This window comes from Sphingomonas lacusdianchii, assembly GCF_022664395.1.
In the GTDB taxonomy this organism is placed as follows: domain Bacteria; phylum Pseudomonadota; class Alphaproteobacteria; order Sphingomonadales; family Sphingomonadaceae; genus Sphingomonas; species Sphingomonas lacusdianchii.
In genome coordinates this window covers 104,455-120,333 of sequence record NZ_JAKRET010000006.1, presented here as the reverse complement: position 1 = coordinate 120,333, position 15,879 = coordinate 104,455, and the positions used below count along the sequence as shown (strand labels likewise).

Annotated in this window: 13 protein-coding genes; 8 read left to right on the top strand and 5 right to left on the bottom strand. The window is 66.8% G+C overall.

Translation table 11 applies throughout. The features are described from left to right. Window positions 1-48 precede the first annotated feature (48 nt). Window positions 49-492 (bottom strand): DnaJ domain-containing protein, encoded by a 444-nt coding sequence (locus MF607_RS10110; protein WP_242118204.1) that lies wholly within the window; start codon window positions 490-492, stop codon window positions 49-51. 123 nt (window positions 493-615) lie between these two features. Here MF607_RS10110 and MF607_RS10105 point away from each other — a divergent pair, with 123 nt between their 5' ends. The 3 genes from MF607_RS10105 (at window position 616) to MF607_RS10095 (ending at window position 4,840) form a co-directional block, all read left to right on the top strand. Further along, window positions 616-1,356 (top strand): WecB/TagA/CpsF family glycosyltransferase, encoded by a 741-nt coding sequence (locus MF607_RS10105; protein WP_242118201.1) that lies wholly within the window; start codon window positions 616-618, stop codon window positions 1,354-1,356. A gap of 106 nt (window positions 1,357-1,462) precedes the next feature. Then, window positions 1,463-3,613, top strand: coding sequence for a cellulase family glycosylhydrolase (locus MF607_RS10100; RefSeq protein WP_242118200.1), 2,151 nt, complete (start codon window positions 1,463-1,465; stop codon window positions 3,611-3,613). A 237-nt stretch (window positions 3,614-3,850) separates the two neighbouring features. Continuing rightward, entirely contained in the window at window positions 3,851-4,840 is a 990-nt protein-coding gene (locus MF607_RS10095) for a glycosyltransferase (RefSeq protein ID WP_242118197.1), read from the top strand. Window positions 4,841-4,881: 41 nt separating this feature from the next. Here MF607_RS10095 and MF607_RS10090 read toward each other — a convergent pair whose 3' ends face one another. From MF607_RS10090 to MF607_RS10075, 4 genes are all read right to left on the bottom strand, one after another. Beyond that, entirely contained in the window at window positions 4,882-5,748 is an 867-nt protein-coding gene (locus MF607_RS10090) for a P-loop NTPase family protein (RefSeq protein ID WP_242118195.1), read from the bottom strand. After that, complete coding sequence (locus tag MF607_RS10085; protein WP_242118193.1) at window positions 5,745-7,115, bottom strand: GNVR domain-containing protein; 1,371 nt, start codon at window positions 7,113-7,115, stop codon at window positions 5,745-5,747. The genes MF607_RS10090 and MF607_RS10085 overlap by 4 nt, the downstream gene beginning before the upstream one ends. Next, complete coding sequence (locus tag MF607_RS10080; RefSeq protein WP_242118191.1) at window positions 7,112-8,452, bottom strand: AAA family ATPase; 1,341 nt, start codon at window positions 8,450-8,452, stop codon at window positions 7,112-7,114. The genes MF607_RS10085 and MF607_RS10080 overlap by 4 nt, the downstream gene beginning before the upstream one ends. Window positions 8,453-8,521: 69 nt before the next feature. Continuing rightward, window positions 8,522-9,673: a GumK N-terminal domain-containing glycosyltransferase gene (locus MF607_RS10075; RefSeq protein ID WP_242118189.1), complete on the bottom strand. Its 1,152-nt coding sequence runs from the start codon at window positions 9,671-9,673 to the stop codon at window positions 8,522-8,524. A 293-nt stretch (window positions 9,674-9,966) separates the two neighbouring features. Here MF607_RS10075 and MF607_RS10070 point away from each other — a divergent pair, with 293 nt between their 5' ends. The 5 genes from MF607_RS10070 to MF607_RS10050 all read left to right on the top strand — a co-directional run bounded on the left by MF607_RS10070 (window position 9,967) and on the right by MF607_RS10050 (window position 15,730). Further along, on the top strand, window positions 9,967-11,151 hold the full coding sequence (locus MF607_RS10070; RefSeq protein WP_242118187.1) for an outer membrane beta-barrel protein: 1,185 nt from the start codon (window positions 9,967-9,969) through the stop codon (window positions 11,149-11,151). A gap of 17 nt (window positions 11,152-11,168) precedes the next feature. Next, window positions 11,169-11,939: an SLBB domain-containing protein gene (locus tag MF607_RS10065; protein WP_242118185.1), complete on the top strand. Its 771-nt coding sequence runs from the start codon at window positions 11,169-11,171 to the stop codon at window positions 11,937-11,939. A 61-nt stretch (window positions 11,940-12,000) separates the two neighbouring features. After that, window positions 12,001-13,539 (top strand): lipopolysaccharide biosynthesis protein, encoded by a 1,539-nt coding sequence (locus MF607_RS10060; RefSeq protein WP_242118182.1) that lies wholly within the window; start codon window positions 12,001-12,003, stop codon window positions 13,537-13,539. Then, complete coding sequence (locus MF607_RS10055) at window positions 13,536-14,615, top strand: cellulase family glycosylhydrolase (RefSeq protein WP_242118180.1); 1,080 nt, start codon at window positions 13,536-13,538, stop codon at window positions 14,613-14,615. Before MF607_RS10060 ends, MF607_RS10055 begins: the two co-directional genes overlap by 4 nt. Beyond that, on the top strand, window positions 14,612-15,730 hold the full coding sequence (locus tag MF607_RS10050; RefSeq protein ID WP_242118177.1) for a glycosyltransferase family 4 protein: 1,119 nt from the start codon (window positions 14,612-14,614) through the stop codon (window positions 15,728-15,730). The genes MF607_RS10055 and MF607_RS10050 overlap by 4 nt, the downstream gene beginning before the upstream one ends. Window positions 15,731-15,879: the final 149 nt, after the last annotated feature.

Here is a 15,879-nt window from a genome sequence, read left to right as displayed (position 1 = left end):
GCTCGCATCGCGATCCATGGAAAGCCCGGCACGAAAGTGCCGGGCTTTTTATCGTTGGGGAACGGCGGTAATTGCCGCGATCGCCTTGCCGTCGCGATGATCGCGTTGATAGGCGCGGAAATCGGGCGCCAGCAGATAGGCGACCAGCACGACCGCGATCGCCGCCGCCGCGGTGTCGCGCACCAGCATCGTCAGGTTGCGCTGTCGCGACAGCGCCGCCCTATCCGCCGCCCGCCGGACAGTCTGTCGACGTTCGGCCCCCGGCGGAACGGGGTGCCGGTCGCGACGCCGGTCGACCATCCGTCGCCGTTCCGGATCGGACAGGGTGCGGTACGCGCTGATGATCGCCGCTGCCCGGTCCGCCGCATCGGCATCGCGCGAGCGGTCGGGATGCGACCGCGCGATCATCCGGCGAAAGGCGCGCTTGATCTGGTCCGCATCCGCCCCGCGATCGATATCGAGTACCGTATAGGGATCGGCAGTATCGGTCATCGTCCCGCCTCGATTGACTATTCGTCAAAGCCATTGCTACGGACGCGGTTGCGGGGCGGTTGAGCAACAGGCTTAGCGCCGGGTTCACCATGTTGCGCGCATTGCCAACCCGACGGAGCAAACATGATCGAGGCGGAAACCAGCAGGATCGGCCCGGTCGACATCGCCGTCCTGACCTTTGACGAAGCGGTGGCGGCGGTCGACGACCGGATCGATGCCGCCGACGGTGCCAGCGTGACCTTCTGCAATGCGCACAGCGTCAATCTGGCGCGCGACGACCGGCGGCTGGTCGACGCCTATGCCGGCAGCCTCGTGCTGAATGACGGGATCGGCGTCGATATGGCGCGCAAGCTGCTGTACGGCGCGCCGTTCCCGGCCAACGTCAATGGCAGCGACTTCATCCCGATCTTCTTCGAACGCAGCCGGCACGAGCTGCGCCTGTTCCTGCTCGGCAGCCGCCCCGGTATCGCCGCGCAGGCGGGCGAGATCATCGCCGCGCGCTATCCCCGCCACCGGGTGGTCGGCGTACGCGACGGCTATTTCAAACCGGAAGACGAACCAACGCTGGTCGAGGAGATTGCGCGGTCGGGCGCCAACCTGCTGGTGATCGGCATGGGCCAGCCGCGGCAGGAAATCTTCGCCGCGCGCCATGCCGACCGGATCGGCATGGCGTCGATGAGCGTCGGCGCGTTCCTCGACTTCACCTCCGGCGCGATCCCGCGCGCGCCCAACTGGTTGCGCACGATCCGGCTGGAATGGCTGTATCGGCTGGGGCTGGAGCCGAAGCGGATGTTCAACCGCTACGTGCTCGGCAATCCGCGGTTCCTGTACGGCGTCCTAAAGGATCGCAAGCGTAACAATTAAAAGATGATGAACGGCGCGTTAGCCCCGTCACGCAACCGAATATCGACAGGCCATACGGCATAAGACCCGGGAAGGTCGCAATATTGCGACGGATGCGGGGTCTGTAATGCTTGGTATCAACCTGTCCGGTGCGGAGTTCGGCAAGGGCGACCGCTATGGCTATGACTATATCTACCCGTCGCTGAAGGATCTGGCCTTCTATGCGGCGAAGGGGATCGAACTCGTCCGTCTTCCCGTCAAATGGGAACGCCTTCAGGACAAGCTGGGCGGGCCGCTGGACGAACAGGAACTGGGGCGGCTGCTGAAGTTCCTCGACAATGCCCAGAGCCTGGGCATGAAGGTCATCATCGACGTCCATAATTACGGGCGGTTCGCCGGCAAGGCGATCGGCACCGCCGACGTCCCGGTCGAGAAGTTCGCCGATTTCTGGTCGAAGCTGGCCGATGCGGTCGGCGACAAGCCGGCGGTGTACGGTTACGACCTGATGAACGAACCGCATAACATGCCGAACAAGACGGTGTGGCCGGCGGCGGCACAGGCGGCGGTCGACGCGATCCGCGCGCTGGGCGACAATACGACGATCTTCGTCGAGGGCGAAAGCTGGGCCAATGCGACCAACTGGGCGTCGAACAACCCCAATCTGGACATCAAGGATCCGGCCGACAACATCGTCTACGAAGCGCATCTCTATCTCGATAAGAACCAGTCGGGCACCTATGCCGGCAGCTACGACCAGGAAGGCGCCACCGCCGATATCGGCGTGAAGCGGTTGCAGGCGTTCGTCCAATGGCTGGAGGAAAAGGGCGCGCGCGGCTTTATCGGCGAATTCGGCGTGCCGTCGGACGATCCGCGCTGGCAGGTCGCACTCGACAACATGCTCAAGGCGATGAACGATTACGGCCTGTCGGGCACCTATTGGGGCGCGGGCAAATGGTTCAACGGTTATAATGTCGGGCTGCTCGACAAGAACGGCAACGGCAAGGCGTCGCTCGACACGTTGCTGAAGAACCTGTCCGATGGCGACGATGTCGGGCTGGCGCAATTGTGGGCGCCCAATCCGGTTTCGACCGGGACGGCGGCCAATACGGCGTCGTCGGCGCCGCGCATCGGCACCGCCGACCATTATGACAAGGTCGATTTCACGACCGCGACGGCGGGCGTCACCGTCAAGCTCGATGGCGTCAAATATGTGTCGATCGAGGAAGTCGTCGGCAGCGCGTTCAACGACGTACTGATCGGCGACAGCGCCGCCAACACCCTGATCGGCGGCAAGGGCAACGACGTGCTCGACGGCGGGGCGGGGGCCGATATCCTGACCGGCGGGCTGGGCGACGACATCTATTATGTCGACAATGTTCTCGACGTGCTGACCGAACGGGTCGGCGAGGGACATGACCTGGTCCATGCCACCGTCGACTGGGTGCTGGGCACGTCGTTCGAGGACCTGAAGCTGGACGGCAGCGCGATCAGCGGCACCGGCAACAAGCTGGACAACGTCATCGTCGGCAACGCCATGGCGAACATCCTGAGCGGTGGCTGGGGCGACGATACGCTCGACGGGCTGGGCGGTGCGGACCGGATGCTCGGCGGGACCGGCAACGACACCTATTATGTCGACAATGTCGGCGACCAGACGATCGAAGGGTATAAGGAAGGCAACGACACCGTCATCGCCTCGATCGACTGGACGCTGGCCACCAATGTCGAAAACCTGACGCTGGCCGGCGATGCGCGGCGCGGAACCGGCAACAGCAGCGCCAACAAGCTGACCGCCAACGACGCTGGCAACCATCTCTACGGGTTGAAGGGGGACGACATCCTGACCGGCGGCGCAGGCAATGACTGGCTGGAAGGCGGCGAGGGCGAGGACCAGTTGTTCGGCGGTGCCGGCAACGACGTGCTGACCGGCGGGACCAATCGTGACTGGCTGACCGGTGGCGCCGGCCGCGACACGTTCCGCTTCCTTGCCGCCAATGAATCCAAGGGCGGGACGATGGACCGCATCATGGATTTCACCCGCGGCGAGGACGTGATCGACCTGTCGGCGATGGACGCCAATACCAAGCTCAGCGGCAACCAGGCGATGACCTTCATCGGCGACGCGGATTTCAGCCGCAAGGCCGGGCAGCTCCGCTACGAGCGGATCGACGACTATACCCAGATCGAGGTCGACCTGAACGGCGACGGCAAGGCCGATTTCGGCATCCGGCTGGAAGGGTTCCAGTACAAGCTGTCGGCCAGCGACTTCATCCTCTGAAACGACGGGCGTCGGCCCGGCTGGACCGTCCGTCCCGACAAGGGGCGGGCGGTCCTTCCGCGTTTCGGGGCAGTGCCGGCCGGACCGTTAACCCGCGGGTAAAGGCGGCAATCTATGCATGGTCACGTTCCGCAAATCGCGCTGCGGCTGCCCTGACATTCGGGGGCAGACTTCGCGCCGCCAATCCCCTACAATGCCCGTCAGGACGGTCGCCGTAGGACGATAGAGGGAAAGCGAATGACCGACCTGCCCCGTGTGTCGGTGGTGAGTGCCTTCTACAATCGTGGCAGCCGGGTGAGAGATTCGGTCGGCAGCGTGCTGGCGCAGACCTATCCGAACCTCGAAATCGTGATCGTCGATGACGGATCGACCGATGATACGCTGGCACAGCTGCAGGCGTTCGACGATCCGCGGCTGACCGTCATCTCGCGCGGCAATCGCGGGTTCGTCGCATCGATCAACGACGCGATCCGCGCCAGCAGCGGTGCGTTCGTCGCCATCCACGGATCGGGCGACCTGTCCTTTCCCGATCGCGTCGCGCGGCAGGCGCAGGTGCTGATCGACGACCCGGCGATCGGCGTGGTCGGATGCTGGGTCGAGGATGACGAGACGGTGGGGGACGGGACGCTGGTGTTCCGCCCGCCCGCTGGATTGCCGTTCCACGAAGCGCTGCTGACCCGCAACCTGTTCACCCATGGCGAAACCATGTTCCGCCGGGCGCTGTACGATCAGGTCGGCGGCTATCGCGAATTCTTCCGCTATGCGCAGGATCGCGACCTGTGGCTGCGGATTTCGCGCCATGCCGGTTACGCGATCGTGCCGGACATACTCTACCGGCGCTTCAAGCCGGCAGGCGGGGTGAGCGCCGATCCGCAGAAGCTGGTGCTGCAAGCCTATCTGTCCGACTTCGCGGTGCAATGCGCGCGGGCGGTCGACCGGGGGGAGGCCGATCCGCTCGACCGGCACGGCTATCTCGCCCCGTTCCTGCGACAGCGCCCCGAAGTGCTGGGCCGCAAACTGGCGTGGTTCGGGGCGCGGCTGATGGTGAAGGGCGATTTCGCGCGTGGCTGGCCGGTGATCGAGCAGGCGCGCAGCGAGGCGGGAAGCTGGCAGGTGCGGATGATCCACGCGCTGGCCGGACTGCACCGGTCGCCCTTGCTGTGGGAACGGATCGGCCGGCCGATCCTGACCCGGCGACTGGCATTTTTCCGCCAGTCGGACGAGTGATCGGGGGCGGGACGGCCCTGTGCGACCGTCCCGCCCAGTTTTCAGCGGATCAGGATGCTGCCGAGCACCGGCACGTCGGCGGCTTCGAGACGCGGCAGCAGCTCGTCAAGCGCTGCGAACGGCGTCTGGGTGCGTTCGACCACCAGCAGCAGGCCATCGGCGCCGCGTGCGATCGCCGCGACCATTTCGGGCGGCTGGTGCCCCGCGTCGACGATCGCGAAGCGATGGCCCAGCCGGATGGCGCGAATCTGTTCGACCAGCGACACGCGCTCGACGGTTTCGGGCAGCGCATTGATCGCCGGGCCGGCCGCGATCAGCGAGAGATTGGGTACCGGGGTTTCGACCACCGTCGCGGCGCGATCCTCGGCACCCGACAGCAGCGAGGTGACGCCCTCGGCCGGGTCGACCGCGAACAGGCTGTGATGGGTCGGGGCGGCGAAATTCGCGTCGACCAGCAGGCCCGGCTGGCCGAGTTGTGCCACCAGCGTCGCGAGATTGGCGGCGACGCCGGGTGCATCGTCGGTACCGACCGCGGCGACGACGATCACGCGCAGGTCGCCGCGTTCGAGATCCTCGATCGCGAACAGGCTGGAGCGCAACGCGCGCAGCTTCACGGTCAGCGCATTGTCGGGATCATAGGCGGCGACGACCGCGCGGCTGACCCCGGTGGCGTCGGGATCGATCAGCGTGCCCGCCTCCGCCCGCGTCGCCAGCGTGCGCTGCACCTGTTCGGGCGCGACGACGCCGAGATCGACGACCGCTTCGGTGAAGCTGGCGCCGGTGCGGGCGCGATAGGCCTCGATCCGGTCGAGCTCCTCGCGGCCGAGCCGGTTGGCGTCGATCAATGCGGTTTCGACGTCGCTGTAGCGATCGGTCGTTGCCCGCGACGTGCTGGAACGCAACCTCATGCCGATGCTTCCTTTCCGGCGAAACCAACATGGACCGATCCGCGGCTGAGATCGACGAGGACCGGCAACCCGGTGGCCCGTTCGAAGCCGTCGATGGTGCGGACGCGCGGCCGGCGCCATTCGAGGAACAGCGCGAGCATCACCCCGACGAACACGCCGCCGACGATGCCGAGCAGCAGCCGCAGGGCGACGTCGGGGCTGGACGGCAGCGTCGGTGCGGTGGCGCGGTCGAGCACGCTGACATTGGTCTGCGGGATCTCGCTCTGCAGGCGGACTTCGTTCAGCCGCGCGGTGACCGCGTCATAGGCGGCGCGCGCCGAGTCGACGTCGCGCTGCAACACCGCCATCTCATCCTGCGCACTGGCGAGGCGCAGCACGCGTTCGCGCTGGGCCGCGACCAGACCGCGCAGATTGGCCTCGCGCGCGGAGGCGGCGGCGCTGTCGGTGCGGACCGCATCGACGACGGTGCCGACCGCCGCGCTGCGCCGGTTGCGCAGTTCGGTGATCTGCGCCTGCGCGGCGACGACCATCGGGTGGTTGGGGCCGAGCGACTGGCGCAGTTGCTGCAATTCGGCCGACTTGCCCGCGATCTGCCCGTCCAGTCCCTGGACCACGGCGGATTGCTGCGCCGAGGACGACGACCCGACCGAGGTGTTGGCGCGGGCGCGCGACTGCGCTGCTTCGGCCTGGGCGGTGGTCATCTGCTGCGACAATTCGCTCAGCTGCGCCTGTTCGATATCGAACCGGCCGGCACCGACCAGCCCGCGCGCCTGCTGAAAACCGCTGAGGCGACGCTGCGCCTGTTCGAGCCGATCGCGCGCCTCGTTGATCTGCGACTGGAACCATTGCGAATAGACGCGGGCCGGGTCGATGCGCAGCTGCAGCTGCGTCTGGACATAGGCTTCGGCAAAGGCGGTGGCGAGCTGCGCCGCCTTTTCCGGGTCGGCGCTCTTGTAGTTCAGCGACAGCACGTTGGTCGACCGCGTCGTCACGACCTCGAGCGGGGCGACCAGCCGGCGGCCGATCCATTCGCGCAGGCCGATGCGCTGTTCGCCCGATTCGCGATAGCGCTGGATCAGGTCGGGATCCTTGTCATAGCCGAGCTTCTCGGCGACGCGCTGGGCGACGACGCCCGACCGGATGATGTCGACCTGCGTACCGAGCACCGATGCCGATGCCTTCGCAGCGCCACCGCCGCCCGCGACCGGATCGGCCTGTTGCAGGTCGAACAGCAGCGTCGACGACGCGGTGTAGGTGCGCGGCGACTGCCACGTCCAGATCGCGACGGCGAGGATGCACGCCAGCGCGACCAGCGCGATCAGCCGCCAGCGGCTCTTCAGCGACTCGAGATAGTCCCAGACGTTCATTGCATGGTTCCTTCGTCGGCGGCCGGCACGGGGGCAGCGCCCGTCCGCGTCGTCACGCACATCGACAGCAGCAATTGCGGCGCGAGCACGTCGTCGAACGCCAGGCGCTGCGACCCTTGCTGCATACGGCCGAGGGCAGGCGAAAAGCTGTCGATCAGGTCGGGCACCAGCGCCGGATCATGGCCGTCGCGGATCAGGGCGTCGGTCAGGTCGGCGACGGTGAATTCGAGATGGGTGGCACAGGCCCGCGCGAAGCTTTCAAGCAACGCGATCGGATAGCGGCGTGCGGCGAGCAGTTGCGAGAACAGTTCGTCGTCGCGCGGATTGGTCGTGCGCCAGATCGCCTGCGCGCGGCGCAGCCCCTCGGTCATCGCCGCATCGTCGACCTCCTGCTGTCCGCGGTCGATCGCGACCAGGCACGCCTGCAGGCTGAACAACCGCATATGATAGGGCGAACCGCAGGCGGCCCAGCGCAACGCTTCCAAGGCGTTCGGGGCGATGGTCAGGCCGATGGCGTTGCTGGTCAGGCGGATGAAGTTCTTCACCTCGGCATCGGCGATCGGCTTCAGACCGACCGCGGTCAGGTGGCGGCGGACCGAGGCGTGGACGTCGATCAGTTCGCTGACGTCGCCGGAAATGCCGACGAACAGCAGCCGCACGCGCGAGCGCATGTCGGACAGCAGTTTCAGCAGCAGCGCGAGCTGCGCCTTGGTCTCGGTGTCGTCGAGGCGGTCGAATTCGTCGAGGATGAAGACGACGTCGTCGCGGTCGGCACGGGCCAGCAGCGCGGCGACCGCACGCGGCGTCGGTGCCGCCGACAACAGGTCGATCGCCTTGCTATATTCGTCGCCGCGTAGCCCGAACGGGGCGGGGCCGAGTTCGTGGAGATAGGGCAGGATGACCTGTCCGAAATCGCCGGTGCCCGCGCACGACAGATAGATGATGGTGGCGCCGCGCGCATCGGCCATGTCGCCGAACACGCGGACCAGCGACGTCTTGCCGCTGCCGCGCGGGCCATGGATGACGGCGTGCATGCCCGATTCGAGCACCGCTTCGCGCAGCGTCCGCAATTCGGCTTCGCGCCCGAACAGGTCGCGCGGATTGTCGACCGGCTGATTCGCGCCGAACAGGCGGACGGCGAGCGCGCGGGTACGCTCGATCCGGCGTTCGGGCGACAATTCGGGGGCGGCGGTCCGGACCGGCGGCGTCGGCGCGCGCGGAACCGGCGGGCGCGACGCCTGTGCCGCGACCTTCAGCGGGCTGGGCAGCATCCGTCCGGTATCGCCATTGATCCTGCGCAGCAGCAGGCGGACATGCGCCATCAACCGATCGAACATTCCGCCTCCTTCCCCACGGGCCGGCCCCGGCCTGCCCGAACCTTGCATCGCATAAACGTCATCAATTGCCTATCGGTTCGAATGCGGTAGCGCGTGCCCCGGCAGAGCGGTGTCCGGATAGCGTTCGGGGTGCAGCAGCCGTTCGCCGATCCCGTCCCATGTGGGAAAGGCGCGCGGTGCCACGCTCCCCGCTGCCGCCAGCGCATCGCGTATTGCCGCGTGGATCGATACCGGGTCGTCGTTACGATATCCGAAACGCGATGCGATATCGCCTTGCGCGAAGTCGGGGCAAACCGCTGGCCGGCCCAGATATTCATACTGGGCGAGCTTCAGGCTCGACTCCGCCAGATATTCGACCCCTGCGGCACGGTGATAGGGCGCGAGGCCGATCGTCGCATGGCGCAGATAGGGCAGCGTCGCGCGGAACGGCATTTCGTCATGCAGGATCACGTTGGGCGGGCAATCGAACTTCGCGCCGCTGCCGATGACGTGGAACTGCACGTCGGGAAAGGCGGGGGCGGCGATGCGAAAGAAATTCTGGTCGAACAGCATCGCCCCGACCGACACGGCGTTGATCGTGCCGGGTGCATAGGGATTGGTGCCGTCGTCGACGAAATCGTCGGGATCGATGCCGAAGCCGATCCGGGTCAGCCGGTCGGTCGCCCAGCCGAAATCCTCGGCCATCACGCTGGAACGCAGGCTGACATGATGGACCAGCGCGCCATCCACCTCCAGCCGCTGCCGGACATAGGGGTGGGCGCCGACGGTATCGAGCCGGTCGGTCGCATAATAGATGATGCGCGCGGTGGGGTTGAGCCGGCGCATCCGCCGCAGCATGACCGCCGCGACCGTCGCCTCGACCACCAGATAATCGGCCTCGGCGAACATGCGGTCGACGTCGCGGTTGGGCAGTTCCGCATAGAGCGGGAACAGCGTCCCCATCACCTTGTCGCCGAGCGCCGAGCCGGTCGCGAAGGGGTGGAAGGCGGTACGCCACAGATAGCAGCGAATATTGTCGACCGTTTCGAACCGGTTGGCCCGATCCCACAGGAACAGCCGCGAATCACCCTTGCGCCGCGACAGCCGGCTGAACCGCGTCGACAGGAAGGTGACGTCATAGCCGGTATTGGCCAGCGCCTTGGCGATGGGGTGGATGCTCGCCCGCTTGGCGGTGCGATAATCGTGAAAGGCGGACACGAACACGACCCGTCCCTTGCTCATGTCGCGCTCCTTGTAGCGTGCTGCGCCTGTCATCGACCCGCGCCTCTGGCCACGCAATGGCTTGCCATTTGCGCGGGGTCAATGGTGCGGAGGCGAAATGATGCCGCAATGCAGCATAGGGATATACTTGTCGAGCCGCCGTGGTTAGTTACCCCCGTTCGTCGTGGTGACGGGACGCGGTCCGGCAGCGCCGGCAGGCGGATCGTAACGGGTGCGTCCGGGTTTTGACCGGGCCGCCGGAAAGTCATAGAGCAGAGGGCCGGATGCGCCGCATCCGACAGGGAGTTCGGGGAATGAAGGGTCCAGTCGCCATCGCCGCGACCGCTGGCGCAGTCGGCCTTGTCGTGGCCGCGGCCCCCGCACGGGCGCAGGAGAACAAGTTCGACCTGTCGCTGGCGGTGGTCGAAACCTATGACACCAACATCCTGCGTCTGGGCGAACAGCGCACCAACGGGCCGACCGACAATCTGTCGATGGCGCCGCGCGTGACGCTGGATTACAGCCGGCAACTGGCACGGCAGCGGATTTTCGCCAACGGCTATGCCGGCTATGTCTGGAACGACCGCTTCCGCTTTCTGAATCGGCAGGATATCGCGCTGATCGGCGGCGCGGACGTGCGGGTCGGGCCGAAATGCCGTGCGACGATCCAGGGCGGCTTTTTCCAGGCGCAGTCCGATCTCGAGGATCTGGGCGTCGTCATCAGCAACGTCGCGACGACCCAGGATTATTCGATCAACGCCAGCTGCCCGCGTCCGGCCGGCTTCTATCCGCTCGCCTCGGCCGGATATTTCAAGGTCGATAACCAGCGCCGGCAGGAGCGGAACCAGAACACCGTCGATGGTCGCGTCGGCATCGGGTACAGCCGCCCCAGCCTCGGCACGGCGCAACTGTTCGGTGCGTTCTCCACGATCCGGCGCGCGCGTGTGTTCACCACGCCGGAAGGGCCGATCCGCGACGTGACGCAGGTCCGCTCGGCCGGCCTGCGCCTCGCCCGCGACGTCGGTACCCGGATCAAGGCGAGTGCCGAGGTCGGCTACACCTCGGCAGATCCGGCATCGCCACAGGCGTCGCCCTTCAGCGGCATCACCTATGCGATCGACGCATCCTATACGCCGATCTCGCGATTCGTGCTGTCGGCGGGCTATGGCCGGTTGGTTTCGGCGCGCGGCAATCTGGGCACCAGCTATATCTTGCGCCGGCAGGCCGATTTCGGCGCGCGGCTGACGGTCAGCCGGAAGACGTCGTTCGGCGCCGGCGTCCAGTTGTCGGAGCGCGATTACCGGGGCGAGGATCCGCTGTTCCTGACGCAGCCGCGCGGCTCGGATACCCAGCTTACCGCGCAGGCCGATGTCCGCTACCGACTGGCACAGCCGATCACGCTGGAACTGGCGACCCGCTACCGGCAGCGTACCGCCGAGAATGATTTTTACGATTATGACAGCTTCTCCACGACATTACGGGCGTTGCTGCGCATTTGATGGGAAAGGATAAGGGGATGAAGGCGTTCGTCAGTCTGGCCATCGCGATCGCGATGCCGTGCGCCCTCGTGCAGCCCGCGGCGGCGCAGGCGACATGGGATGGATATCGGCTGGGGGCCGAGGACCAGATCGAGGTGTCGATCTATGGTCAGGGCGGTTCGGTGACCAAGACCCGGATCAAGTCCGACGGATCGATCACCCTGCCGCTGGTCGGCCGGGTCGAGGCATCGAATCGCACGACGCAGGCACTGGCCAGCGCGATCCAGGAACAGCTGCGCCGCGGCGGGTACGTCAACGATCCGATCGTCAACGTCGAGATCGTCGATTACGCCAGCCGCACCGTCACCGTGCTCGGCGAGTTCGCCAAGCCGGGGATCGTGCCGCTCGACCGTCCGACCCAGTTGAGCGAACTGGCGGCACGCGCCGGCGGCCTGCGCGAAGGTGGCTCGGACATCGTCGAGTTGCGGCGCGGCGGCAAGGTCACGACCTACAGCCTGACGCAGATCGCGCGCGGACAGCAGGCCGATATCGCGATGCAGCCGGGCGATGCGGTCTATGCGATCGCGGCGCCGCAATATTATGTCTACGGCCAGATCGGCAATGCCGGGGCGTTCGCGATCGCGCCGGGCATGACCATCCGCCAGGCACTGGCCCGCGCGGGCGGCCCGACGCTGTCGGGGTCGGAGCGCAAGGTGACGCTGTATCGCGGCGGGCGCGAGCTGGAGGCCGAACTGGCCGCGCCGGTCCTGCCTGACGACGTGCTGTTCGTCCGCGAGCGCATTTTCTGACCGGGACGGCGGACGTTCCCGGGGAGCGTCCGCCGGTTGGTTCGTACCGGCGCGGCGATCGATGAGCGACGACAGCCGCATCGAGGATCGCGATCCGGTGGCACGTGCCGGCCCGCCGGGGTCGATGAAGCGCACCCTCGCCGCCGGGGCAGGGTGGACCACCGCGCTGCAACTGACGTCGAAGGCGATCGAGCTGGGCTTCACCGCCGTGCTCGCCCGCATCCTGTTCCCGCATGATTTCGGCGTGATCGCCGGCGCCACGATCTTCATCGAACTGGCATTGCTGCTGGCCGAGGTCGGGATCGGCGCGACGATCGTACAGATGCCGGGGCTGACGCGCGACGATCTGCGCGTCGCCGGCACGCTCGTCGTCCTGAGCGGCATCGGCTATTTCCTGCTTGCCCAGCTTCTGGCGCCGCTGGCGGGCGATTTCCTCGATATCGACGGGGTGACCGACGTCCTGCGCGTGCTGGCGCTGGTATTCGTCATCCAGTCGTTCGGCATCGTGCCCGAAAATCTGCTGGTGCGGCAGCTCGATGTGCGGCGGGTGATGATCGCGCAGGTGCTGGGCCGAATCGTCGGCACCGGCGGGGTCGGCATCCTGCTCGCGTGGCGCGGCTGGGGCTATTGGGCTCTGGTGGCGGCGGCGCTGGTCGAAACCGCGTTCAAGGCGGGATGGCTGGTCGCGATCGTCCGCCCGCCGATGCGGCCGCTGCTGACGCGGGCGGGGTTCCGGCGATTGATGGGGCGCGGGGCCGGCTTTTCGCTGGCGCGCATCCTGAATTTCTTTGCGCTGCGCTCCAACAATCTGGTCGTCGGCCGGACGATGGATGCCGCCGCGCTCGGCATCTATTCGCGCGCCTTCAACCTGATGAGCGTGCCGTCCGAACTCTATACCCGCATCGCCGAACGGCTGGTGTTTCCCGCCATGGCACAGGTGCAGGACGATGCCGTGCGGCTGCGCGCCGCCTTTCTGCGCGGGACCGAACTGACCGCGGCGATCGGCATGCCGATGTCGGCGCTGCTGGCGGTGCTGGCCCCGGAGGTGATCGACATCATCCTCGGATCGCGCTGGGCGGCGGTGATCGGGCCGTTTGCGATCCTGTGTTCGGCAAGCTATTTTCGGCTGGGGTCGAAGATCGGCGGGTCGTTGCAGCGGGCGAGAGCGGCGACGGGGGCGATGATCTTCAACCAGATCGTGTATCTCGGCATGGTCGTCGGCGGGGCGTTGATCGCCTATCCTTATGGTATCGAGGCGGTTGCGCTGGCAGGGAGTATCGCGGTGGTGGCGTCCTATTGCATCATCAACGTCAACGCCTGTCGCATCGCCGGCGTCGACCTGCGCGCGTTCGCCGCCAGCCACGGCCATGGCCTGTTGCTGGCGGCGTTGAGCGTCGCGGTCGTGCTGCCGGTCGTGACGCTGTTGCGAAACGCGGCGGCGCCGGCGCTAGTGACGGTCAGCGTCTCGGGGGCGGCGCTGCTGGTCGTCGGGCTGATCCTGCTATGGCGGCGGCCGCGCTGGTTGCTGGGAGAATTTCTGGTGTCGCTGATCGATTCTGCCGCGCGCGCGATCGCCCGGCGGCGGGGGGCGGCGTCGTGAGGCGCGCGCCATGGCTGCTGGCCGAGATGCTGCTGGTCGCCGGGTGCAGCGGGCAGAGCGACGCCGAACCGAAGGACCCACCGCGCCGGCCGGCCCCGCCGCCGAAGTTCGGCGTCAACCTGTCGGGTGCGGAGGGCCGCGAGAATGACGCGGCGCGCCCGACGCTGGCGGATGTCCGCAACGCCGTCGATCGCCTGCGCTTCGGCCTGATCCGCTATCCGTTCCGACCCAGCCGGATGACCGCCGACCGGGTCGACGAACTGAAGGCGATCGCCGCCTTCACCCGCTCGCGCGGCGTGCCGCTGATCCTCGACAACCACAATTCGCGCTGGAACCCGGTGAGCGAGCAGATCGCCTTCTGGACCGATCTGGCGCGACAGTTCCCCGATGACGGGTCGGTGATGATCGATCTGGTCAACGAACCCGGCAACGTCGAATGGATGCAGTGGGCGAGCGAGGCCAAGGCGGTGATCGCCGGGCTGCGGCGGGCGGGCATCCGCCATCCGATCCTGCTGCAATGGCCCGGCTGGTCGGGCATCCAGCGCTTCGACAAGCATGAGTCGGCCGACGGCGCATGTCAAAGCGCCGGCTGCGCGCTCGACCGGACGCCGGGGCCGCTCGATCCGATCGACCGCACCTTCCTGAACGGCCATCGCTATTTCGATTCGGACAATTCGGGTACCAAGCGCGACTGCACCAACGACAAGGGCGAGCCGCGTACCGACAGCGGGTTCGACCGGTTCGCCCGACAACTGCGGCGGCGCGGCCTGCGCGGGTACATCACCGAATCGGCGTTCGGCAGCTATGCGGCGATCCCGACGGGCTGCATGGCCGTGGGCGCCGATGCCGTCGCGCAGCTACGCGCCAATAGCGACGTACTGCTTGGCGTCACCTGGTGGGGTGGGGGCCGGATGTGGCCCGACCGCTATCTGTTCAAGATCGAATGTCCCAAGGACCTTCGGTTCACCTGTCCTCCATCGGAGTATCAACGAATGCTGAATCCGGCCCTTTCGACCAGCCCCGGACCCATTGCCGGCCCCGACCCCCGCACCGGTCCGGTGGAGTCGCGCCCATGAGCGCCGACCGGCCGCTGTCGATCGTGCATGTCGTCCGCCAGTTCCATCCGGGGATCGGCGGCATGGAGGAATGCGTGCTGCAACTGGCGCGCTATCAGCAGCGCGACGGACATGGCGTGCGCGTGGTGACGCTCGACACCATCTTCGACGAAGCTACCGCGACCAAATTGCCGCACCACGATGCGATCGACGGGATCGAGATACGTCGCGTCGGCTGGAAGGGGTCGAAGCGCTACCCGGTCGCCCCCGGCGTGCTGCGCCACCTGCACGGCGCGGACATCGTCCATGTCCATGGCGTCGATTTCCTGTTCGATTACCTCGCGCTGACCAGGCCGATCCATGGCCGCACACTGGTGCTGTCGACGCATGGCGGATTCTTCCACACCCAGTTCGCCGGCAAGATGAAGCTGCGCTATTTCGCGACGGTCACCCGCACCGCGATGCGCGCCTATGCCGGGACCGGGGCGTCGAGCCAGCAGGATTATGACCGGTTCCTGCAAATCCGTCCGCGCAATTTGCGGCTGATCGAAAATGGCGTCAGCCTCGACAAGTTTCGCGGGCTGGCCGATCCGTCGGCGCGCACGATGCTGTATTTCGGGCGGCTCGCGCCGAACAAGGGCCTGTTCGACCTGCTGCCATGGTTCGCGCAGGCGCGTTCGATCGATCCGGCATGGCGGCTGGTGATCGCCGGCAAACCGATGGGCGTGGAGACGGGCGAATTGCGCGACCGTGCCGCCGCCGCCGGCATTGCCGACGCGGTCGAGGTGGTGGTGACGCCGAGCGACTCCGAAATTGCCGATATCGTCCGGCGCTCGTCGGTCTATGTGTCGGCATCGAGCTATGAAGGCTTCGGTCTGGCGGCGATCGAGGGGGCGTCGGCGCATCTCTATCCGGTGTTGAACGCCATTCCCGCCTTCGAACGGACGATCGAGACGATGGGGTTCGGCCGCATCGTCGATTTCACCGATCCCGCCTCGGGCGCGGCGTTCGCGCGCGACTGGCCGACGATCGCGCGGCCCGATTCGGCGGCACTGGACAGCCTGCTCGACGCGCGCTTTGGCTGGCGCGGGCATGTCGATGCGTTTTATGACTTGTATCGCGCTGCAGCGAAGTAAAGATGTGGTAACGCTTTTACCGTATCGCCGCTCGAACGGTCGCATCGCCCCGGACTTGCGCCGCAAGCGCAACTGATCCATGGACGCGCGGCGCACGTACGGGCTTCAAGACCAAGACCAACTATAGCCGTTACCGGCATATAACGGAC

What these genes read in the sequence shown, in the direction of transcription:
- MF607_RS10065 (WP_242118185.1), top strand. Translation starts at nt 11,169, where the DNA reads ATGAAGGCGTTCGTCAGTCTGGCCATCGCGATCGCGATGCCGTGCGCC.
- MF607_RS10110 (WP_242118204.1), bottom strand. Translation starts at nt 492, where the DNA reads ATGACCGATACTGCCGATCCCTATACGGTACTCGATATCGATCGCGGG.
- MF607_RS10050 (WP_242118177.1), top strand. Translation starts at nt 14,612, where the DNA reads ATGAGCGCCGACCGGCCGCTGTCGATCGTGCATGTCGTCCGCCAGTTC.
- MF607_RS10075 (WP_242118189.1), bottom strand. Translation starts at nt 9,673, where the DNA reads ATGAGCAAGGGACGGGTCGTGTTCGTGTCCGCCTTTCACGATTATCGC.
- MF607_RS10105 (WP_242118201.1), top strand. Translation starts at nt 616, where the DNA reads ATGATCGAGGCGGAAACCAGCAGGATCGGCCCGGTCGACATCGCCGTC.
- MF607_RS10070 (WP_242118187.1), top strand. Translation starts at nt 9,967, where the DNA reads ATGAAGGGTCCAGTCGCCATCGCCGCGACCGCTGGCGCAGTCGGCCTT.
- MF607_RS10085 (WP_242118193.1), bottom strand. Translation starts at nt 7,115, where the DNA reads ATGAACGTCTGGGACTATCTCGAGTCGCTGAAGAGCCGCTGGCGGCTG.
- MF607_RS10100 (WP_242118200.1), top strand. Translation starts at nt 1,463, where the DNA reads ATGCTTGGTATCAACCTGTCCGGTGCGGAGTTCGGCAAGGGCGACCGC.
- MF607_RS10090 (WP_242118195.1), bottom strand. Translation starts at nt 5,748, where the DNA reads ATGAGGTTGCGTTCCAGCACGTCGCGGGCAACGACCGATCGCTACAGC.
- MF607_RS10080 (WP_242118191.1), bottom strand. Translation starts at nt 8,452, where the DNA reads ATGTTCGATCGGTTGATGGCGCATGTCCGCCTGCTGCTGCGCAGGATC.
- MF607_RS10060 (WP_242118182.1), top strand. Translation starts at nt 12,001, where the DNA reads ATGAGCGACGACAGCCGCATCGAGGATCGCGATCCGGTGGCACGTGCC.
- MF607_RS10095 (WP_242118197.1), top strand. Translation starts at nt 3,851, where the DNA reads ATGACCGACCTGCCCCGTGTGTCGGTGGTGAGTGCCTTCTACAATCGT.